Source organism: Inquilinus sp. 2KB_23, assembly GCF_052115705.1.
Lineage (GTDB): Bacteria > Pseudomonadota > Alphaproteobacteria > DSM-16000 > Inquilinaceae > Inquilinus > Inquilinus ginsengisoli_A.
This window is the reverse complement of record NZ_JBFRHF010000006.1, coordinates 62,970-83,994: the sequence shown is the minus strand read 5'-3', so window position 1 is coordinate 83,994 and position 21,025 is coordinate 62,970. Positions and strand designations below refer to the sequence as shown.

The window sequence follows — 21,025 nt, the reverse complement described above, 5'->3', positions numbered from 1 at the left end:
CCTTTCAGCCGCGCCACACCCCTCTTCGTCATTGCGAGGAGGCGAGCCGACGAAGCAATCCATGCCAGGCGGCGCCATGGATTGCTTCGCTGCGCTCGCAATGACGAAAGGGGGTGGAGAGGCCATGCAAGGTGCCAGCTTTCATCCGCCGATCCCCCGCATGCAGCAGGGGCCGGGGAGGGCTACGTCCTTTTAAGTTGCGGTGGCGGGCCCGCTTCGACAGTCTCGCCGCCATGATGACACTGCCGAGACAGGTCCCGCGTTCGACGGGCGGGCGTTCAATCGGCGGCCGCGGGGCCGCATGAGCGAGATCGCCCTCGTCACCGGGGCCACCGGCTTCGTCGGCTCGGCGGTCGCCCGCGCGCTGCTGGCTCAGGGCCACCGGGTCAAGGCGCTGGTCCGCCCGGCCAGCGACCGGCGCAACCTCGCCGGGCTGGAGGTCGAGCCGGTCGAGGGCGACCTCGCCGATCCTGCCACCCTGGCCCCGGCGCTGGCCGGCTGCACCGCCCTGTTCCATGTCGCGGCCGACTATCGCCTGTGGGTCCGCGACCCGCAGGCGATGTACCGGGCCAATGTCGACGGCACCGCCGCGATCCTGCGCGCCGCCGCCGCCGCCGGGGTGGCCCGCGCCGTCTACACCTCCAGCGTGGCGACGCTGGGCCACCGGCCCGACGGCCGGCCGGCCGACGAGACCACGCTGGCGACCGCGGCCGAGATGATCGGCCCCTACAAGCGCTCGAAGTTCCTGGCCGAGGATGCGGCGCGGCTGGCGGCCGCCGAGACCGGCCTGCCGGTGGTGATCGTCAACCCCTCGACCCCGATCGGGCCGCGCGACGTCAAGCCGACCCCGACCGGCCGGATCATCGTCGAGGCCGCGACCGGGCGGATCCCCGCATTCGTCGACACCGGCCTCAACCTGGTCCATGTCGACGACGTCGCCCAGGGCCACCTGGCCGCCTTCGCCCGGGGCGCGCCCGGCGAACGCTACATCCTGGGCGGCGAGGATTTCACCCTGTCCGCCATCCTGGCCGAGATCTCCGTCCTGGTGGGGCGCCGGGCGCCGAAGATCCGGCTGCCGCTCGGCCCGATCTGGCCGGTGGCGCTGGTGGCCGAGGCGGTGTCGCGCCTGACCGGCAAGGAGCCGATGGTGACCCGCGACGCGCTGCGCATGGCGCGGCACACCATGTTCTTCTCCTCCGACAAGGCCAGGGGTGCGTTGGACTACCGGCCGCGCCCGGCGGGGCAGGCTCTGGTCGATGCGCTCGACTGGTTCCGGACCAACGGCTACCTGAAATGATCGGCCTGGTGCTCGCGATTGCCAGCCTCGTCGTCTGGCTCAACCTGTGGCTGTTCCGCGGCCGGTTCTGGGAGACCGCGACCGCGCCCGAGGCGCCGCTGCCGTCCAGCTGGCCCGATGTCGTGGTGGTGATCCCGGCGCGCAACGAGGCCGAGGGCATCGGCGGCACCGTCGGCTCGCTGCTGCGCCAGGCCTATGCCGGCCGGCTGCAGGTGGTGGTGGTCGACGACCAGTCGACCGACGGCACCGCCGACCTGGCCCGCGCCGCGGCGGCGGAGGCCGGCGCCGCCGACCGGCTGACCGTCATTTCCGGCACGCCGCTGCAGCCCGGCTGGGTCGGCAAGATGTGGGCGGTGTCGCAGGGCGTCGCGGCGGCGGAGCGGGTGGCGCCGGAGGCGCGCTGGATCCTGCTGACCGACGGCGACATCGTCCACCGGCCGGGCAACCTGGCGCAGCTGGTGGCGCGGGGCGAGATCGACCGGCTCGACCTGGTGTCGCAGATGGTGCGGCTGCGCTGCGTCGCCGCCGCCGAACGCTGGCTGATCCCGCCCTTCGTGTTCTTCTTCAAGATGCTGTACCCCTTCGCCTGGGTGAACCGCGCCGACCGGCCGACCGCCGGCGCCGGCGGCGGCTGCATGCTGGTGCGGCGCACCGCCCTGGCCCGTATCGGCGGCATCGAGTCCATCCGCGACGCGCTGATCGACGACTGCACCCTGGCGGCCGCACTGAAGCGTAACGGCCGGATCCGGCTCGACCTCACCGACGAGGCGGAAAGCCTGCGCGATTACGGTCATGTCGGCGAGATCTGGCGCATGGTGGCCCGGACGGCCTATACCCAGCTGCGCTATTCGCCCTGGCTGCTGGCCGGGACCGTCGCCGGCCTGGTCGTCACCTACCTGGTGCCGCCGGTCGTGACGATCGCGGGGCAGGGGGCGGCGCGATATGTCGCCCTGGCCGCCTGGGCGATCATGAGCGGGTGCTACCTGCCCATGCTGCTGTTCTACCGGCGCTCGCCTTTGTGGGCACCGTTCCTGCCGGTCGCGGCGCTGGTCTATCTCGGCGCCACGATCGATTCGGCGCGGCGCCACTGGGCCGGCGTCGGCGGGGCCTGGAAGGGCCGCGTCTACGACCAGCCCGGCGCCTCGCCCGCCCCGTCCCGTCAGCCCCGAAACCCCTCGCCATGACCATGCACAGCCCCCAGACCGCCGACCTCGCCACGCCCACGCGCACCACCCTCGACGAGGCGATCGGCCGCGGCGTGGACGGGCTGCTCGGCCTGCAGCGCGAGGACGGCCACTGGGCGTTCATCCTCGAGGCCGACGCCACCATCCCGGCCGAATACATCCTGCTGAAGCACTTCCTCGGCGTGGTCGACCGCGAGAAGGAGGCGCTGCTGGCCACCTACATCCGCGGCATCCAGTCGGCCACGCATGACGGCTGGCCGCTGTGGCATGACGGGCCGTTCAACATCAGCGCCAGCGTGAAGGCCTATTTCGCGCTGAAGGCGGCGGGCGACGATGTCGACGCGCCGCACATGGCCCGCGCCCGCGCCGCCATCCTGGCCGCCGGCGGCGCCGCCCGCGCCAATGTCTTCACCCGCATCCTGCTGGCCCTGTTCGAGCAGGTGCCGTGGCGGGCGGTGCCGGTGATGCCGGTGCAGATCATGGTGCTGCCCTCCTGGTTCCCGTTCCAGCTCAATAAGGTGTCGTACTGGAGCCGGACGGTGATCGTGCCGCTGCTGGTGCTGATGGCGAAGAAGCCGCGGCCGGCCTCACCCGGTGCGCTGTCGATCCAGGAGCTGATGGTCGAGCCGCCGGAGAACGTGAAGAACTGGCACGTCCATGCCGACGGCACCTTCTGGGGCCGGTTCTTCCGCCGGCTGGACGGGGTGCTGCGGCCGATCGAGCCGTTCTTCCCGCGGCGGCGTAAGTCGGTCGACAAGGCGGTGGCCTTCGTCACCGAGCGGCTGAACGGCGAGGACGGGCTGGGCGCGATCTACCCGGCCATGGCCAATTCCGTGATGATGTTCCACTGCCTGGGCTATCCGGACGACCATCCGGACCTCAAGACCGCCTGGGCCTCGGTCGAGAAGCTGGTCGAGACCGTCGACGGCGTCACCTACGCCCAGCCCTGCCTGTCGCCGGTGTGGGACACCGCCCTGACCGCCCATGCGCTGCTGGATGCCGGCGACCCTGAGGCGGTGGCGCGGGCGAAGCGGGGCCTCGACTGGCTGGTCGGCAAGCAGGTGCTGGACGTCAAGGGCGACTGGGCCGACCGGCGGCCGGATGTGCGGCCCGGCGGCTGGGCCTTCCAGTACGCCAACCCGCACTATCCCGACCTCGACGACACCGCGGTGGTGGTGATGGCGATGCACCGCGCCGACCCGGAGCGCTACCGCGAGGCGATCGACCGCGGCGTCGAATGGCTGGTCGGGCTGCAGAGCAAGAATGGCGGCTGGGCGGCGTTCGAGGTCGACAACACCTACCACTACCTCAACCACATCCCCTTCGCCGACCACGGCGCGCTGCTCGACCCGCCGACATCGGATGTCACGGCGCGCTGCCTCAGCATGCTCGGCCAGCTAGGTAGGCGCGCAGACGATCCGGTGGTGGCGCGCGGGCTGGAGTTCCTGCGGCGCGAGCAGGAGGCCGACGGCTCCTGGTTCGGGCGCTGGGGCACCAACTACATCTACGGCACCTGGTCGGTGCTGTGCGCCCTCAACGCGGTCGCGGCCGACATGCAAGCGCCCTATATCCGCCGCGCCGTGGCCTGGCTGCTGGCGCAGCAGCGCGAGGATGGCGGCTGGGGCGAATCCGGCGACAGCTATTATGCCGGCAAGCCGGAGATGACGCCGGCCACCTCGACCGCGTCGCAGACCGCCTGGGCGGTGCTGGCGCTGATGGCGGCGGGCGAGACCGACCATCCCGCGGTGGCCCGGGGCATCGCCTGGATCTCGGCGCAGCAGCGCCTCGACGGGCTGTGGGACGAGCCCAGCTTCACCGCGGTCGGCTTCCCCCGGGTGTTCTACCTGCGCTATCACGGCTACCCCGCCTTCTTCCCGACCTGGGCCCTGTCCCGCTACCGCCGCCTGCGCGACAGCAACAGCGGCCGGATCGAGGTCGGGATGTGAGAGACCGCTTGGAAGCGCGCCGGCGCGGCCGTCTGATGGCGGCGCCTGCGCTTCCGGTGCTCACGGACCAAACGTCCGCTGCGCGCCGGTTCTCGGCGCCACCACCAGCCGACTCACGCCAACGCGCTTCCAGACGGTCTCTGCAGAGGGAAATCCTACCTCTCCCTCTCATCGTCATCCCCGCGAAAGCGGGGATCTCCTCTGGGCCGCGACGGGATCCCGTGTCTGCGCAGCGGCACTTCGCGCCGCAGCGCGCACGGGATGACGGGCTGGTCTGGATGAGGAGCGACCCATGCTCGGCATCCTGACCGGCCTGGCCAGGGAGGCGGAGATCGCACGGGCGATCTCGCCGCTGGTGCTGTGCTCGGCCAGCGATCCGGCGCGGGCGGAGGCGCTGGCGCGGGACCTGGTGGCGCAGGGCGCCACGGCGCTGCTCAGCTTCGGCATCGCCGGCGGACTGGCGCCGGGCCTGCGCAGCGGCGACCTGGTGATCGGCACCGCGGTCCGCACCGGCGCCGGCGGTCACGCCTGCGATCCCGGCTTGGCGGTGCAGCTGGCGGCCGCCCTGCCGGGCGCCTCACGGGGTGTGGTCTGGGGCGGCGACGTCATCGTCGACACCTCGGCGGCCAAGGCCGCGCTGCACCGCGACAGCGGCGCCGACATCATCGATCTGGAGAGTGCCGCGCTCGCAGCCGCCGCCGTGGCGGCCGGGCTGCCCTTCGGCGTGCTGCGGGCCGTGGCGGACCCGGCGGCGCATGGGCTGCCGCCGGCCGCGCTGGTCGGTCTGGATGCGGAGGGAAGGCCCGCGGTGGGGCCGGTGCTGCGGGCCCTGGCCCGCAGCCCTGGTCAGTTACCGGCGCTCATCCGCCTGGGGCGGCAGAGCGGTGCGGCAATGGCGGCGCTACTTGCCGCCGCCGGCGCCCTTCGCCGCGGCCACCTTCGGGGTGTGGCGTAGCTTGTCCAGCGCCTTCTGGACGTGGGACGAGAACACGAACTCGGCGGGACGCTGACGGTCGAGCGAGATCTCGGGCGCCATCTTCCCTTCGGTGCGGATGCCGCGCATGCTGACCAGGAAGGCCTTCAGCGGGTTGCGGAACATGTCCTTGACCGCGCTGGCCTCGTAGCCGGAATGCACCATGCAGTTGGCGCACTTCTCGTAGTTGCCGGTGCCGTACTTGTCCCAGTCGGTGTCTTCCATCAGCTCCTTGTAGGTCTGGGCATAGCCCTCGCCCAGGAGGTAGCAGGGCCGCTGCCAGCCGAAATAGGTGCGCGTCGGGTTGCCCCAGGGCGTGCAGTGATAGGTCTGGTTGCCGGCCAGGAAGTCGAGGAACATCGTGGACTGGCTGAACGACCAGCGCTTGCCGTTCTCGCCGCGCTTGAAGATGTCGCGGAACAGCTGCTTGGTGGTCTGACGGCTCAGGAAATGCTCCTGGTCCGGCGCCCGCTCATAGGCATAGCCGGGCGAGACCGTGATGGCGTCGACGCCCATCTCCTTGACGTCGTCGAAGAAGGCCGCGACACGCTCCGGCACGGCGTTGTTGAACAGCGTACAGTTGATGTTGACGCGGAAGCCGCGGGCCTTGGCGGCCTTGATCGCCTTGACCGCGCGGTCATAGACGCCGTCCTGGCACACCGACCGGTCGTGGTCCTCCTGGTCGCCGTCGAGATGGACCGACCAGATCAGGAATGGACTCGGCTTGTACTGGTCGAGCTTCTTCTCCATCAGCAGCGCATTGGTGCACAGGTAGACGTACTTCTTGCGGTCGATGATGCCCTGCACCACCTCCGCCATCTCCTTGTGCAGCAGCGGCTCGCCGCCGGCGATCGAGACCACGGGCACGCCCGAATCATCCACCGCCTGCAGGCAGTCGGCCACCGACAGGCGCTGGTTCAGGATCTCATCGGGATAGTCGATCTTGCCGCAGCCGGCGCAAGCCAGGTTGCACCGGAACAGCGGTTCCAGCATCAGGACCATCGGATAGCGCTTGGTTCCCAAGACGTGCTGCTTGAGAAGATAAGCGCCAATACGGATCTGCTGTTGAAGCGGAATACCCATGGGACCTTCACAGACTTTCAGCCGAAACCCAGGCCGTGCGGCCCTGCCTACTCGGCAGGGACCGGCACGGTCAACTGGGAGGGCAGGCGGAAGCGGATGTTTTCGGCGACGCCCTGCAGGGTCGAGACCTCGACCTCACCGAAGCGTTGCAGAGTTTCGACGAGTTCCTGCACCAGGCTGTCCGGTGCGGAGGCGCCGGCGGTGACGCCGACGGTATTCTTGCCGACCAGCCATTCCGGGTCCAGGCCCGAGGCGTCGTCGATCAGGTAGCTCGGCACGCCGAGCTCGTCGCCGATCTCGCGCAGCCGATTGGAATTGGAGCTGTTGCGGGCCCCGATCACCAAGAGGACATCGACGATCTGCGCCAGTTCCCGTACCGCGCCCTGGCGGTTCTGGGTGGCGTAGCAGATGTCCCTGGTGTCCGGCCCGACGATCGCCGGGAACTTGACCTTCAGCGCGTCGATGACGGCCTTGGTGTCGTCGACGCTCAGCGTGGTCTGGGTGATGTAGGACACCTTGTCCGGGTCCGGCACCTGCAGCGTGGCCACATCCTCGACCGACGAGATCAGGGTCACGCCGCCGGGGATCTGCCCCGTGGTGCCCTCGACCTCGGCGTGGCCGGCATGGCCGATCAGGATGACGGTGCGATCCTGTGCCGCATAACGCCGGCCCTCGATATGGACCTTCGAGACCAGCGGGCAGGTGGCGTCGATCACCTGCAGCCCCCGCTGCTCGGCATCCGCCTCGACCGCCTGGGCGACACCATGCGCGCTGAAGATCGTGATGCTGCCGGCCGGAACCTCGTCGAGCTCGTCGACGAACCGGGCGCCCTTGGCGCGCAGGCTCTCGACCACGTGCCGGTTGTGCACGATCTCGTGGCGGACATACACGGGCTGGCCGTAGATCTCCAACGCCCGCTCGACAATTTCTATGGCTCGCTCAACGCCAGCGCAAAAGCCTCGGGGTTGGGCCAAGATGATCCGCATACGGCACCTTTGGGTCTGGCTTGGAAGCAGGGGGACGCCAGAGTGAATCGCTCTCATTTGAAACATACAACGCGTCAACTTCGTGTGTCACTACGCGTGACCATGACGGAACCGCAACGGAGATGCCCTCTTGCCAATCGTCAAATTGCTCGCCACCCGCAGATGTGCTTACTCTGTAGGCCGCCGGAGCGCGATATCGGGACGATGCCTCCGCCGAGGAGATTTGGGAGCGACGTTTGATGGGACGACCCGGGACGGATAGTCGAACACCGCTCCTCGATCAGCTTCAGGGACCTGCCAGCCTCCGCAACCTCAATGACGACGACGCGCTCAAGCAGATCGCGGACGAGCTGCGCACCGAGCTGTTGGATGCCGTCTCGGTCACCGGCGGTCATCTCGGCGCCGGCCTCGGCGTGGTCGAACTGACCGTCGCCCTGCATGCCGTGTTCGACACGCCGAACGACCGGCTGATCTGGGATGTGGGGCACCAGGCCTACCCGCACAAGATCCTGACCGACCGGCGGGACCGTATTCGCACATTGCGTCAGGGCGGCGGGCTGTCCGGCTTCACCCGGCGGTCGGAGAGCGAATACGACCCGTTCGGCGCCGCCCACAGCTCGACCTCGATCTCCGCCGCGCTCGGCATGGCCGTGGCCCGCGACGCGAAGGGCGAGCAGCGCAACGTCATCGCCGTGATCGGCGACGGGTCGATGAGCGCCGGGATGGCCTATGAGGCGATGAACAATGCCGGGGCGATGGCGTCGCGGCTGATCGTCGTGCTCAACGACAACGACATGTCGATCGCGCCGCCGGTGGGGGCCATGAGCGCGTATTTGTCGCGGCTGATCTCGTCGCGACCCTACCGCTCGCTGCGGCACCTGGTGCGTGATGTCACCGCCATGATGCCGTCGCCGGTGGCCCGGGCGGCGAAGAAGGCCGAGGAGTATGCCCGCGGCTTCGTCACCGGCGGCACGTTGTTCGAGGAGATGGGCTTTTCCTATGTCGGCCCGATCGACGGGCACAATCTCGACCACCTGCTGCCGGTGCTGCGCAATGTGCGCGACTGGCGCGACCCGGGGCCGATCCTGGTCCATGTCGTGACCGAGAAGGGCCATGGCTACGCTCCGGCCGCCCAGACCGCGGACAAGCTGCACGCCGTCGCCAGGTTCGACGTGGTCACCGGCACCCAGGTCAAGGCGACGCCGGCCGCGCCCAGCTACACCGCGGTGTTCGGCCGCGCCCTGGTGGCCGAGGCCGAGGCGGACCCGCTGGTGGTCGGCATCACCGCCGCGATGCCCTCGGGCACCGGCATCGATGCCTTCGCCAAGCGCTTCCCCGACCGCACCTTCGATGTCGGCATCGCCGAGCAGCATGCGGTCACTTTCGCCGCCGGCCTGGCGGCGGAGGGGATGAAGCCGTTCTGCGCGATCTATTCGACCTTCCTGCAGCGCGCCTACGACCAGGTGATCCACGACGTCGCCATCCAGTCGCTGCCGGTCCGCTTCGCCATCGACCGGGCCGGGCTGGTCGGCGCCGACGGCGCCACCCATGCCGGCAGCTTCGACATCGGCTATCTCGGCATGGTGCCGGGCATCGTGATCATGGCGCCGGCCGACGAGGCCGAGCTGATGCACATGGTCGCGACCGCGGCGGCGATCGACGACCGGCCCTCGGCGGTGCGCTATCCCCGCGGCGAGGGCACCGGTGCCGCGTTGCCGGCGCGGGGCGAGCCGCTGGAGATCGGCCGCGGCCGAATCATCCGCGAGGGCGGCGGCCCGATCGCCATCCTCAGCCTCGGCACCCGGCTGCAGGAGAGCCTGAAGGTGGCGGAGGAGCTGGACGCGCTCGGCCTGCGCACCACGGTCGCCGACGCCCGATTCGCCAAGCCGCTGGACGCCGCGCTGGTCGATCGGCTGGCCCGTGAGCATGAGGTGCTGATCGTGATCGAGGAAGGCGCGATCGGCGGCTTCGGGTCACATGTGCTGCACCATCTCGCGGTCAGCGGGGCGCTCGACGCCGGGTTGAAGATCCGGCCGATGGTGCTGCCCGACCGCTTCATCGACCACGACACGCCGGCCGCCCAGTACGAAGCCGCGGCGTTGAACGCCGCCCACATCGTGGCGACGGCGCTCACGGCGCTCGGAACTTCTCGGCACGAGGCCGGGTTGAAACCATCATTGGTTGGCTAAACCGCTTCGTGAACTTCGGTGGCGACCGTCCACAACCGTCCCAGATCGGAAGAAGACCATGCGCTCGCCTGTCCTTCCCCGCCTCGCCGTGGCCCTCGCGCTGCTGCTCCCGCTTCCGCTCGCCGCAGCACCGGCGGCGTCCCAGCAGGCCGCGGCGGCCACCTCGCCGCGCCAGGTCATCGACACCCTCGACCAGGCCCTGCTCGACGTCATGAAGAATGCCGATTCGCTGGGGTTCCAGGGCCGTTATCAGAAGCTCGCTCCGGTGCTCGACCAGGTGTTCAACCTGCCGCTGATGGCGCGGATCTCCGTCGGTCCGGACTGGGCGTCCCTGAAGCCGGACCAGCAGCAGAAGATCGTCGACGTGTTCCGCCGCTTCAGCATCACGACCTATGCCGCCCGCTTCGCCGGCTATAACGGTGAGAAGTTTGAAAGCGCCGACGCCACGTCGGTCACCGGCGGCGACCAGGTGGTCGCGACCAAGCTGGTCATGGCCAATGGCGGCGCGGTGGCGCTGAACTACCGCCTGCGGGCCAACGGGCCGAGCTGGCAGATCATCGACGTGTATCTGAACGGCACCATCAGCCAGCTCGCCAACTACCGCTCCGATTTCGGGGCGACGCTGCGCAGCGGCGGCGGCGATGGGCTGGTCAAGATGATCGAAAGCAAGATCGTCGAGCTGACGCCGAAAAAGTGATCCCCGGCCGGTTTCCGGCGGAGGCGATGCCTCCGCCGGGACGGCCTGGTCAGGGAATGGTCGGCAGCTGGGACGACGGCAGGGTGCCGCCACCGGCGCCGGCGGCCGGGTCGTTGTAGAGATCGCCGTCGGCCGGGGCCTTGTTGCCGTCGAGCTCGGCCTGGCGGTACTGCCGGAACACGCTGCGCAGCGTCGCATAGTAGTCGACCGAGTTGCGCTCCAGCTCGTCGCTGGCATCGACCGTGCGCGACCGGATGTCGATGCCCTTGGCCACGAACATGCCGACGCTCGCCTCGGTCGGGATGTTGACGATGTAGCCCCAGGGGCTGCTGACCGAATCGACCGCGAAGCCGACCGTGTCGCGCGGGTTGGACGGGCCGAGCAGCGGCAGCACCAGATAGGGGCCTTCGCCGATGCCCCAGCTGTACAGCGTCGCGCCGAAATCGCCGGCCGGCTGGTGGGTCACGCCGCGCGGGGTGGCGACGTCGAACAGGCCGCCGAGGCCGAAGGTGGAATTCGCCAGGAACCGCAGCAGCGTCTTGCCGGCCGCGCCGGGATCGCCCTGCAGCACCTTGTTCAGGAACACCACCGGCTCGCCGAAATTCCGCATCGCGTTGTGCAGGCCGTCACGGGCGAATTCGGGCACCACGTCGCGATAGGCGATCGCCACCGGGCGGATCGCATTCTTGTCGATCGCCTGGTTGATGTCGAAGATGGTGCGGTTCATCGGCTCGAGCGGATCGTTGATCCGGTCGAACTCGGCCCGCTGGACCGGGTCTGTCGGCGGCGTGGCGCAGCCGCTCAACGCCGTCGCGGCGAGGAGGGCGGCGACGCCGAAGGCGAAGGGGCGAGAGGATCCACGTGAGCGCGTCGGCATGTCCGGTTCGATCCCGTAAGCACAATCAAAAAGTCGATGATCTATACGTAACGGACCGCCATTGGGATCGACGGTTTCGCACGTGCTCTGCCGCAATCTGGCGCGAGGCCGGGATCGCAACGGAAAGATTAACACATTGTGAATAGTATCCCGCCAATTGTCGGGCAACAACCTTAGAGCGAAACGCCTCGCTCCGGGTCCCGCCGAGGCTAGGCGCGTCGCGCCGTTCCGGTCAGCGGCCATGACCGGCACGGCGTGTGAAGATGGGCTTCATGATTCGCGACTCCCCCGGGTCGTGGCCACCGGGCCCAGCAGCGCCGGCATGAACACCAGCACGGCCAGCAGCGTATAGCCCAGCTCGATCGACAACAGCTCTCCCATCCCGGCAGTTCCAGGGTGGGGTGAAAGCCACAGGCTGCCGAAGGCCGAGGCCGTGGTCAGGGCGCTGAACACGACCGCGCGGGTGGTGCTGGACTGCAGCGGATTGCCGCGCCCGGCGCGCCAGTTCATCACGAAGTAGATGTCGAAGGCGACGCCGATGCCCAGCAGCAGCGGCAGGGCGATGATGTTGGCGAAGTTGATCGGCAGGCCGATGACGACGGTGGTGGCCAGGGTCAGCAGCCCGGCCAGCATCAGCGGCACCAGCGCCAGCAGCACGTCGCGCAGCCGGCGCAGCGTGACCGCCAGCAGCAGCGCGATCATCGCGGTCGCCAGGATGCCGGCTGTGATGAAGGCGCCGACGATGGTGCGGCTGGACTGCTGGATCGTCACCGCCGTCCCGGTGGCATGCGGCGCGACCGCGAGCACCGCGTCGACGAAGCGCTCCATCACGGCATTGTCCGCGGCATTGCCCTTGGGGAAGACCGACAGCCGGGCCTGGCCGTCGGGGGCGACCCAGCTCTCCTTCAGGTCCTTCGGCAGGTCGGCCAGCGCGACCGGCTGCACCGACAGGATCAGCCGCAGCCGGTCCAGCGTCAGCGGCAGGTGGACCAGCAGCGCCTCGCCGACCCGCGCCAGGGTCGCGGCATCCGCCTTGGACAGGCGGTCCAGCCCGTCGGCCAGCCGCCGTTCCGGGCTGTCCGGCTCCGGGGCGATCTGCCGCAGCGTCGCCGCGGTCTTGGCGGCCGCCGCGCGCAGTGCGTCGTCGGTGGGTGGGGTCGTGGCGGCGGGCGTGTCCAGGGTCGGGCCGATCAGCAAAGCGAGGTCCGACAGGATCGCCAGCTTCTCCGGCTGGTCGGCGGGGACGAAGCTGTTCAGCGACAGCACGTTCGCCACCTCCGGCAGCTTCTCCAGCTGGGGCGTCAGCGCCGCCGCGGCCTCGACCGACGGGGTCAGGACGTCGATGGTGTTCGGCGTGGTCAGCGGATCATGCATCAGCTCCAGCATCGTCGATGCCGATTCGGTGCGCGGATCCACCAGGTTGAGCGGGTTGAAGTCGAAGCTCAGCCGCGGCAGCAGCGCCAGCGCGCCCAGTGCCACCACCACGCCGCCGGCCATCACCAGGCGACGATGCGCCAGCAGGAAGCGGTCGACCGGCGCCAGCGTCGTCCAGCCGACCTCCCGGCGCTCGGCCCGCACCGGCAGCAGTGCCAGCAGGGCCGGCAGCAGGGTCAGGTTCAGCGCCACGGCGATCAGCATGCCGAAGCCGGCGATCAGCCCGAGTTCGGAGACGCCGCGATAGGCGGTCGGCAGGAAGGCGAAGAAGCCGCTGGCCGCGGCCAGCGAGGCCAGCACCAGGGCGCCGCCGATCCGGCGGATGGCGGCGCTGGTGGCGGCCCGGGCGTCCGGGGCGTGGCTGCGCTCGGCCCGGAAGGCGACGCAGAGCTGGACGCCGAAATCGACGGCGATGCCGACGAACAGCACGGCGAAGGCGACCGAGATCAGGTTCAGCGCACCGACGGTCAGGGCGGCGAAGGCCGCGGTCATCAGCAGGCCGACGAACAGCGTGATCATGATCGCGGCGGTCATGGTCACCGAGCGCAGGGCCAGCAGCAGCAGCCCCAGCACCAGCACCACCGCCAGGGTGGTCGACACGCCGATGCCCTCGCTGACCGAGGCGAACTGGTCGTCATTGATCGCGATGTTGCCGGTCTGCCGCACGGTGACGCCGTAATCCGGGGTCAGATGCAGCTTCTCCGCCGTGGCGCGGACGAAGTCGGTGGCCTTCTTGCCGGGCTGCAGCGCGCCGTAATCCTGCACCGGCTGGGCCAGGACGAAGCGCCGCAGCGCCCGCGGCGACGGCGGCCCCGAGGACAGCAGCGACTGCCAGGATAGCGGCTGGACCACATGGGCCGAGGCCAGGTTGGCGTCGATCGTCGCCGCCATGCGGCCGAAGGCCTCCTGCGACTGCGACCGCTGGGCCTGGCCGTTCTGGATGCCCTGCAGCACCAGGTCGATGACGCCGAGCAGCCCGCGCAGCGTCGGGTCCGCGGCTAGGCCGCCGAGCAGCGGCTGGGCGGCGATGACGTCGTCCGCGGTCTGCTGGACCTCCTTGGTCGACAGGAACAGGATGCCGTTCTGGTCGAAGAACGGCCCGCCATCCGGCCGCCGGGCGGTGGTGAACAGCGACGGCTCGGCGATCAGGGCGGCGGTCAGCTGGGACGCCGCCGAATCGGCCAGCTCCGGCGTCTGGCCGTCGATCACGATGGCCAGCAGGCCGCGATTCTGCGGGAAGGCCGCGTCCAGGGCCGCGTTGTCCTGCTGCCAGGGCAGGTTGGGGTCGATCAGCGTGCCGGTGTCGGTGTTGATCGACAGATGCCGCATCACCACCAGCACGGCGCAGACCGACAGAACCAGCGCCGCGCCGATCACCCACAGCGCATGGCGCTGACAGAAGGCGCCGAGGCGGACAAGGGCTCGGGTCGGGGACAGATCGGAGGCAGGCACGCGGTCCGCTTTGCGATGGTGGGAAGGGCAGGCGGGCGCTGTTGTATCCTGCTTCGCCGATGCGAGAAAGCTGCCCGGTGACTCGGGCCGTTTTAAGGCGCGGGCGTGGGCGCCGGGGCGACGAGGCGGGCGACGCCCAGCCAGGCCAGCGCCGCGGCGGCGATGCCGGCCATCAGCAGCCAGGGTTCGGCGCCGGTGACGCGCAGCGCCCAGGGGATCAGGGCGGTGGTGCCGGCCAAGCCGACGAAGGCCATCAGGAAGGCGTAGCCGGCCTGGGCCATGTAGTGCAACTCGGGCCGGATCCGGGTGCGGATCACGGTCTGGGCCACGAGATAGGCGCCGCCGAAGGTCATGGCGTGGCCGACCTGGCTGACCACGATCAGGACGAAGGGCGGATCGAAGGCCAGCAGCAGCCAACGGCCCATCGCCACCAGGCAGCAGATCGCCAGCAGCGTGGCCGGCGGGATCCGCTCCAGCCGCCGGGCGGCATAGCGGTAGACCACGATCTCGGCGGCGACGGCGGCGCCCCAGATCAGGCCGGTGCTGCCCTGGGCGACGCCATGGTCGATCCACCAGATGGTGCCGAAGGAATAGTAGAAGGCGTGCGAGGCCTGCAGCAGCAGCGACGGCATCAGCATCGGCGCCGACACGGCCAGGGCCGACGCCGCGGCGCGCGGGTCGATGCGCTGCGCCGGCGGCTGCCAGGACGGGCCTAGCACCGACAGGCCGAGGCAGGCCAGCAGGCCGGCGGCGACGAAGGGCAGCAGGGCGATGCCGTTCGGCAGCAGCAGCAGCGCGCCCATGCCGAGATTGCCCAGCATGAAGGCGAAGGACCCCCAGGACCGCATCCGGCCATAGCCATGGCCGCTGCGCAGCGCCACGGTGTTGGCGAAGCTCTCGATCAGCGGGATCGACCCGTAGATCAGCCCGACGACGACGATCGAGAGCAGGCCGATGGTGGCGGGGTCGGCGATCAGCGCCGCGCCCAGCAGCACCAGCGCCGCGGTGAAGGCGGCGCCGGCCGCCAGGGTGCCGGCGGGCAGCAGCAGCGTCGCCACCGTGCCGAAGGCGAGGATGCACAGCGCGCGCAGGGCGAAGCTTGAGGCCATGGTCCAGCCGACCGCATCGGCCGCCAGCCCGCTCGCCGCCAGCCACACCGGCAGATACGGCGTCAGGATGCCGCTGACCCCATAATGCGCCGACAGGGCGGCCACGGCGCGCAGCCGGCCATGGTCCGGCCGCGTCTCCGCCCCGCCCACCGTGCCGTCGCTCACGCCCGTCCCGTCACAGCCGGACCACGGTGCCGGTGCGGCGCGAGCGTTCGGCGGCGAAGGCCATGAAGTGGCTGTCGAGCGATTCCTCCAGCGAGGCCAGGGCGACATTGACCTGGCTGCGGCCGCGGCGCTGGACCTGCCGGCCTAGGAACTCCGCCATCAGCCGGTCGTCGCCGCCGGCATGGCGGCCCACCATGGTCATGCCCAGCCGGATGGTGGTGACATCGTCGGTGCGGAAGTCGGTCACCACGATCTCGTTCTTCTCCAGGTTCCCGGCGATCTCGCCATGGGTGCCCATCAGGTGCAAGGTCCGGGTGTTGTCGGCGGTGAAGGCGCTGACATTCAGCGTGGCGCTGACCCCGTTGGCGAAGCGCATCGCCACCACCTGGTTGTCGACCACGTCGTTGTCGCAGCGATAGACGCAGCGGCCATAGGGGCCGTCCTGCAGCGCCGCCAGGATGCCGTCGGACGAGGTGTCGAGGCTCAGCACCGTGTGCGGCCAGCCATTGCCCGGCTTGAACTTCTCGAGATAGATGCGCTGGGCGGAGTAGGGGCAGCTGCGCTCGACTTTGCAGCCGTCGTCGCAGCGGTCGGTCGACCCGTCGGGCGCGTTCTCGCGCCGGAAATGGGCCAGCGACCCGACCGAGGACAGCTCGGTGCAGGGCGCCCCGACCAGCCAGCGGACGATGTCCAGGTCGTGGCAGGTCTTGGCCAGGATCAGCGGGCTCGACTCCGCCTCGCGCCGCCAGTTGCCGCGCACGAAGCTGTGGGCGAAGTGCCAGTAGCCGATGTGCTCGGTCTGGCGCAGCGTCACCAGCCGGCCGATGGTGCCGCGCTCCAGGATCTCCTTGATCCGCGAGAAGAACGCCGTGTAGCGCAGCACATGGGCGACGGTGATGTCGGCGCCGCTTTCCCGCGCGGCCTCCGCCAGGATCCGCGTCTCCTCCTCGGTCGGCGAGATCGGCTTCTCCAGCAGGATGCCCAGCCCGCGGCGGATGGCGGCCAGGGCCGGCTCCAGATGCAGCGTGTCCGGCGTGGTGATCAGCACCGCGTCCAGCCCGGTCTCGCGCTCCAGCAGGTCGCGCCAGTCGGCGTAGAGGTGCTCGGGGCCAAGCCCGTGGCGGGCGGCGGCGTCCTGCAGCCGGTCGGCCCGGGGGTCGGCGATGGCGACGATCCGCGCCATGTCCGGCCGGCGGCGGATGTAGTCGCCATAGGCTTCGATGCCGCGGTTGCCGGCGCCGATGACGGCGACGCGGATCTGCGGGGCTTTCGGGGGCTGGGACATCGGTCTTGGCTTTCAGGCTCGGACGATGGCCAAGGCTTACCTTTTTGCCGCACCCTCGGCCAGCCCGTCGCGAGCCTGCGCCCGGCCCAGGTCAGGGGGCCCGGAACAGCGTCCCCACCAGCGCGTCGGCGATCCGCTGCAGATGGGCCGAGTCCTGGTAGACCCGCTCCATCACCGCGAGGCCGCGGGTGAAGGTGACGACCAGGTCGGCGGCTTGATCCGGCGTCACCCGGCACGGGTGATCGCCCGGCGTCACCGCCAGCCGGTCCGGCGCGGCCGATAGCGCCGCGGCGATGATGCGGTGCAGCGCGTCCAGCATGCCCCGTAGCCGGTCCCGCACCCGCGGGTCGTCCAGGGCGGCCTCCGTCGCTGTCTTGGTGCTCAGGCAGCCGCGGGCGGGCGTTCCGTTGGTCATGCTGGCGATGGTGAAGGCGAACAGCGCCTTCAGCCCATCCCGCGGGTCCGGCGCGGCCAGGGCCTCCGCGGCCGAGGCCAGGAACCGGGCGACATAGCCGTCGAAGGCCAGCAGGAAGATGTCCTCCTTGCCGCCATAGGCGTTGTACAGCGACCCGCGCTGCACGCCGGTGGCCTCCGCCAGGTCGGCCATCGTGGTCGCCCGCATGCCCTTGCGCCAGAACACCTCCAACGCACCCGCAAGCATCTCGCCTTCATCGAACTGCCGGACACCGGCCATGGTCGCCTCGGATCATTCTTGACAATGGTGTCAAATTTGACGTTGATGTCAAACATAGCCGATCGACTCCCCGACGGCTACCCCGCCTGCAAGGACATGGCGATGATCGACCTGCACTACTGGACCACGCCCAACGGCCACAAGGTGACGATCGCGCTGGAGGAGCTGGGGCTGCCCTACCGCATCGTGCCGGTGAACATCTCGACCGGCGACCAGTTCAAGCCCGACTTCCTGGCGATCGCCCCGAACAACCGCATCCCCGCCATCGTCGATCACGACCCGGCGGAAGGCGGCGCGCCGATCTCGATCTTCGAATCCGGCGCCATCCTGGAATACCTCGCCGACAAGGCCGGCCGCCTGCTGCCCAAGGCGCCGCGCGCGCGGTTCGAAGTACTGCAGTGGCTGTACTGGCAGATGGGCGGCCTCGGCCCGATGGCCGGGCAGAACCACCATTTCTCGGCCTATGCGCCGGAGCGCATCCCCTATGCCACCGAGCGCTACGTCAAGGAGACCGGGCGGCTCTACGGCGTGCTCGACCGCCGGCTGGCCGATCGGGAGTTCGTCGCCGGCGAATACTCGGTGGCGGATATCGCGATCTATCCCTGGATCGTGCCCTATCAGCGGCAGCAGCAGCGGCTCGAGGATTTCCCGAATGTCGCCCGCTGGTTCGCCGCCATGGCGGCCCGGCCGGCAGTGGTCCGCGCCTATGAGATCGCCGCGGAGATCAACACCGTGCCGACCGTCACGGCTGAATCGAAGTCGGTGCTGTTTGGCCAGTCGGCCACGACAGTGTCGGGCCGCGCCTGACCATGGCGACCGCCGCGCTGACCCTCTACGAGCTCGCCGCGGCCGACGCCGCGCTACGCTTCAGCCCGCACTGCTGGAAGACCCGCATGGCCCTGGCGCACAAGGGGCTGGAGGCCGAGCGCGTGCCCTGGCGCTTCACCGAGAAGGCGGCCATCGCCTTCTCCGGCCAGGGCATGGTCCCGGTGCTGGTGCATGACGGCGAGACGGTCACGGATTCCTGGGCGATCGCGCTGCATCTGGAGCAGCGCTTCCCGGACCGGCCGTCGCTGTTCGGGGGTAACGGGGCGATGCCGCTGGCGCGCTTCGTCAATGGCTGGGCCGACACCGTGCTGTCCCCGGCGATCGCGCGGATCATCGTGGCCGATGTCCATGGCCGCGTGCACGCGGCCGACCGCGACTATTTCCGCACCTCGCGGGAGCAGCGGTTCGGCCAGGCGCTGGAGGATGTCGTCGCCGACCGGCCGGCCAATCTCGCGGCGTTCCGCCGGGCGCTGCAGCCGCTGCGGCGGGCCCTGGCCGGGGATGCCTTCATCGCCGGGCCGGCGCCCGCCTATGCCGATTACTGCGTGTTCGGCATGCTGATGTGGGCCCGCTGCATCAGCGATGTCGAACTGCTGGAGCCCGACGATCCGGTCTCGGCCTGGCGCGACCGGCTGCTCGACGCCTTCGGCGGCCTGGCCCGATCGGCCCCGACGGCGCGGGGCTGATCAGCTGTTCGGCGCATGCCCGCCCGGGCACCGGCGGCGCGTGGGCGGGGTCTCTTCCGCGTCGATAATTCATCTTGACCCGATATGGCACATCGGGGTGCTTGGGGGTGTTCAGCAGGGGCGGGATGCCGAAGGCCCCGCACCGCAATTTTCCCCAACGCCTTCTGACGATCGATCGAGGAGAGCGACCATGAAGAAATCCGGATCCGCCATCTGGCAGGGTGGCCTCAAGGACGGCAAGGGCGCCATTTCCACCGAGAGCGGCGCGCTGAAGGAATACCCCTACGGCTTCGCCAGCCGGTTCGACGGTCAGCCGGGCACCAACCCGGAGGAGCTGATCGGCGCCGCCCATGCCGGCTGCTTCTCGATGGCGCTGTCGCTGATCCTGGGCGAGGCCAATCTGAAGGCCGACCGGCTGGACACCAAGGCGGTGGTCACGCTGGAGAAGGTCGATGACGGCTTCGCCATCACCGCCGTGCACCTGACGCTGACGGCCAAGATCCCCGGCGCCGACCAGGCGACCTTCGAAGCGCTGACCGCCAAGGCCAAGGCCGGCTGCCCGGTGTCGAAGGTGCTCAACGCCCAGATCACCCTGGACGCCACGCTGGTGGCCTGACCCGAACCGCGGCCGGCGTGGCGGGCGACCTCAGGGGTCGCGCGCCGCGCCGGCCGCGGACTCAGTCGGCGAGCATCGCCAGGGCGGCGCGGCGGTCGCTCGGCTTCAGCTTCAGGAACAGTGCCCGGGCCTTCTTGATGTCGCGCTCGGTGCCGCTGTCCGCCGCGGCCTTGAGGGCCACGGTGGTCGCATGCTCCGGGCCGCAGATGAAGGCCACGGCCTTGGCCAAGCGCCCCATCGCCGCGCGGTCGATCGTCGTCTCGTCCATTCCGGTCTCGTCTCCGTCCGCCGGGCTCGTTTCCCGGGTTCTGGACCATCACGCGACCGTTGCACAGAATATTCCGCCGGGCTGCCATGCCCGGGCGGCGCCGGTCAGGCGGCGATCCGGGTGAACCGCATGTCCCAGTTGGTCTCCCAGCTCGCGCCGGCATCGGTCGAGAATGCCTGCTGCCAGCGTGCCGACCGTTCCGTGATCTCCGACCAGATGTAGCGGACGATGATCGGCGTGCCCTCCCAGTTGTCGTCGCCCAGGAAGGTGCCGATCCCGGCCTCGAACCGGCCCTGCACTGGCGGCTCCAGGGTGGGGAAGCGGCTGTCGATCCACCAGATCGACCACAGCCGGGTCGCGGGGTCGAACAGCTTCAGCCCGCCGCCGCGATAGGGCCCGGCCGGGGTCTCCAGCAGGTTGTCGTCGGCATGGGCCAGGCCGCCGACGATCGGCCGCACCTCGCTCCAGCCGTCGAATTCGGCCCAGTCGGTGTCGCCGACCAGGCGCTTGCGCAGCTTGCGGTGCGACACCGACCAACGGCCGTCGAGCCAGTCGAAATCATGGCGGCCGTCGTGCGGGATCTCCGCCGCGGCGGTGTCGGATCTGGCGAACAATGCCGGCATCGTCGTCTCCTGTGGGTTGCGATCCGGGATCAACCGACGCGGTCGAAGCGCATGATCCAGTTGGTTTCCCAGGTCGCGCCGGCATCGGTCGAGAACGCCTGCTCCCAGCGCGCCGAGCGCTCCGCGATCTCCGACCAGATGAAGCGGACCACGATCGGCCGGCCTTCCCAGGTATCTTCGGCGACGAAGGTGCCGACGCCGTTCTCGAACCGGCCCCGCACCGGCGTATCCAGGCCGGGGATCCGGCTGTCGATCCACCAGATCGACCACAGCTTCTCCACCGGGTCGAACAGCCGCAGCGCCCCGCCGCGATAGGTGCCGGACGGCTGCTCCAGGAGGTTGTCGTCGACATTGGCCAGGCCGCCGACGATCTGCCGCATCTCGCATTGGCCGGCGAACTCGTCCCAATGGGTGTCGCCGGCCAGGCGCTTGCGCAGCTTGCGGTGCGACACCGCCCAGCGCCCGGCGAGCCAGTCGAAATCGTCGCGGCCGTCGCGCGGCGCGGTGGTCGAAGCCTGGTCGGTGGTGATGGCGGGCTTGGTGAACAAGGCGGACATGACCGTCTCCCGTTGGATGTGAACGGGAGGAGCATGAGGCCCACATCCTGACATCTCGTGTCAGGATTTTTTCGGC

At 69.9% G+C, this 21,025-nt stretch carries 19 protein-coding genes; 9 read left to right on the top strand and 10 right to left on the bottom strand.

Translation table 11 applies throughout. The annotated features are described in order from the left end of the window. The first annotated feature begins 301 nt into the window (after positions 1-301). From hpnA to AB4112_RS09595, 4 genes are all read left to right on the top strand, one after another. Positions 302-1,297 carry a hopanoid-associated sugar epimerase gene (gene hpnA / locus AB4112_RS09610; RefSeq protein ID WP_441718973.1) on the top strand — a complete coding sequence of 332 codons (996 nt, stop codon included), beginning with the start codon at positions 302-304 and terminating at the stop codon, positions 1,295-1,297. Between the two features lie 8 nt (positions 1,298-1,305). Further along, the gene (locus AB4112_RS09605; RefSeq protein ID WP_441718970.1) at positions 1,306-2,481 is read left to right on the top strand and encodes a glycosyltransferase; all 1,176 of its coding nucleotides are present in this window, start codon (positions 1,306-1,308) and stop codon (positions 2,479-2,481) included. After that, positions 2,478-4,427 carry a squalene--hopene cyclase gene (gene shc, locus AB4112_RS09600; protein ID WP_441718967.1) on the top strand — a complete coding sequence of 650 codons (1,950 nt, stop codon included), beginning with the start codon at positions 2,478-2,480 and terminating at the stop codon, positions 4,425-4,427. Before AB4112_RS09605 ends, shc begins: the two co-directional genes overlap by 4 nt. A 292-nt stretch (positions 4,428-4,719) precedes the next feature. Next, entirely contained in the window at positions 4,720-5,382 is a 663-nt protein-coding gene (locus AB4112_RS09595) for a phosphorylase family protein (RefSeq protein ID WP_441718964.1), read from the top strand. Here AB4112_RS09595 and hpnH read toward each other — a convergent pair. Further along, entirely contained in the window at positions 5,329-6,483 is a 1,155-nt protein-coding gene (hpnH, locus tag AB4112_RS09590) for an adenosyl-hopene transferase HpnH (protein WP_309800162.1), read from the bottom strand. The genes AB4112_RS09595 and hpnH overlap by 54 nt on opposite strands. Before the next feature lie 47 nt (positions 6,484-6,530). Then, entirely contained in the window at positions 6,531-7,469 is a 939-nt protein-coding gene (ispH, locus tag AB4112_RS09585; protein WP_309800166.1) for a 4-hydroxy-3-methylbut-2-enyl diphosphate reductase, read from the bottom strand. A 239-nt stretch (positions 7,470-7,708) separates the two neighbouring features. Between ispH and dxs the strand changes: the two genes are divergently transcribed. Next, entirely contained in the window at positions 7,709-9,658 is a 1,950-nt protein-coding gene (dxs, locus tag AB4112_RS09580) for a 1-deoxy-D-xylulose-5-phosphate synthase (protein ID WP_441718960.1), read from the top strand. A gap of 58 nt (positions 9,659-9,716) precedes the next feature. Continuing rightward, positions 9,717-10,355, top strand: coding sequence for an ABC transporter substrate-binding protein (locus AB4112_RS09575; RefSeq protein ID WP_441718957.1), 639 nt, complete (start codon positions 9,717-9,719; stop codon positions 10,353-10,355). Positions 10,356-10,404: 49 nt separating this feature from the next. Here the strand turns inward: AB4112_RS09575 and AB4112_RS09570 are convergent, their stop codons facing one another. The 5 genes from AB4112_RS09570 to AB4112_RS09550 all read right to left on the bottom strand — a co-directional run bounded on the left by AB4112_RS09570 (position 10,405) and on the right by AB4112_RS09550 (position 17,371). After that, complete coding sequence (locus AB4112_RS09570) at positions 10,405-11,232, bottom strand: MlaA family lipoprotein (protein ID WP_309800176.1); 828 nt, start codon at positions 11,230-11,232, stop codon at positions 10,405-10,407. A 270-nt stretch (positions 11,233-11,502) separates the two neighbouring features. Further along, entirely contained in the window at positions 11,503-14,118 is a 2,616-nt protein-coding gene (locus AB4112_RS09565) for an MMPL family transporter (protein ID WP_309800178.1), read from the bottom strand. Between the two features lie 92 nt (positions 14,119-14,210). After that, positions 14,211-15,392 (bottom strand): MFS transporter, encoded by a 1,182-nt coding sequence (locus AB4112_RS09560; RefSeq protein WP_441718953.1) that lies wholly within the window; start codon positions 15,390-15,392, stop codon positions 14,211-14,213. 10 nt (positions 15,393-15,402) lie between these two features. Next, positions 15,403-16,677: a Gfo/Idh/MocA family oxidoreductase gene (locus AB4112_RS09555; RefSeq protein ID WP_309800181.1), complete on the bottom strand. Its 1,275-nt coding sequence runs from the start codon at positions 16,675-16,677 to the stop codon at positions 15,403-15,405. Positions 16,678-16,768: 91 nt separating this feature from the next. Next, entirely contained in the window at positions 16,769-17,371 is a 603-nt protein-coding gene (locus AB4112_RS09550) for a TetR/AcrR family transcriptional regulator (protein WP_309800183.1), read from the bottom strand. Positions 17,372-17,473: 102 nt separating this feature from the next. Here AB4112_RS09550 and AB4112_RS09545 point away from each other — a divergent pair, with 102 nt between their 5' ends. The 3 genes from AB4112_RS09545 (at position 17,474) to AB4112_RS09535 (ending at position 19,501) form a co-directional block, all read left to right on the top strand. Next, positions 17,474-18,178: a glutathione S-transferase N-terminal domain-containing protein gene (locus tag AB4112_RS09545; protein ID WP_309800184.1), complete on the top strand. Its 705-nt coding sequence runs from the start codon at positions 17,474-17,476 to the stop codon at positions 18,176-18,178. Positions 18,179-18,180: 2 nt separating this feature from the next. Next, entirely contained in the window at positions 18,181-18,885 is a 705-nt protein-coding gene (locus tag AB4112_RS09540; RefSeq protein ID WP_309800186.1) for a glutathione S-transferase family protein, read from the top strand. A 190-nt stretch (positions 18,886-19,075) separates the two neighbouring features. Continuing rightward, positions 19,076-19,501, top strand: coding sequence for an OsmC family protein (locus tag AB4112_RS09535; protein ID WP_309800189.1), 426 nt, complete (start codon positions 19,076-19,078; stop codon positions 19,499-19,501). A 61-nt stretch (positions 19,502-19,562) separates the two neighbouring features. On the opposite strand, the gene AB4112_RS09530 is transcribed toward AB4112_RS09535, so the two are convergent. The 3 genes from AB4112_RS09530 to AB4112_RS09520 all read right to left on the bottom strand — a co-directional run bounded on the left by AB4112_RS09530 (position 19,563) and on the right by AB4112_RS09520 (position 20,949). Beyond that, positions 19,563-19,769, bottom strand: a complete 207-nt coding sequence (locus AB4112_RS09530) for a hypothetical protein (protein ID WP_309800191.1) — start codon at positions 19,767-19,769, stop codon at positions 19,563-19,565. Between the two features lie 104 nt (positions 19,770-19,873). Beyond that, complete coding sequence (locus tag AB4112_RS09525) at positions 19,874-20,392, bottom strand: DUF1579 domain-containing protein (RefSeq protein ID WP_309800192.1); 519 nt, start codon at positions 20,390-20,392, stop codon at positions 19,874-19,876. 29 nt (positions 20,393-20,421) lie between these two features. After that, positions 20,422-20,949, bottom strand: a complete 528-nt coding sequence (locus tag AB4112_RS09520; RefSeq protein ID WP_309800193.1) for a DUF1579 domain-containing protein — start codon at positions 20,947-20,949, stop codon at positions 20,422-20,424. Positions 20,950-21,025 lie beyond the last annotated feature (76 nt).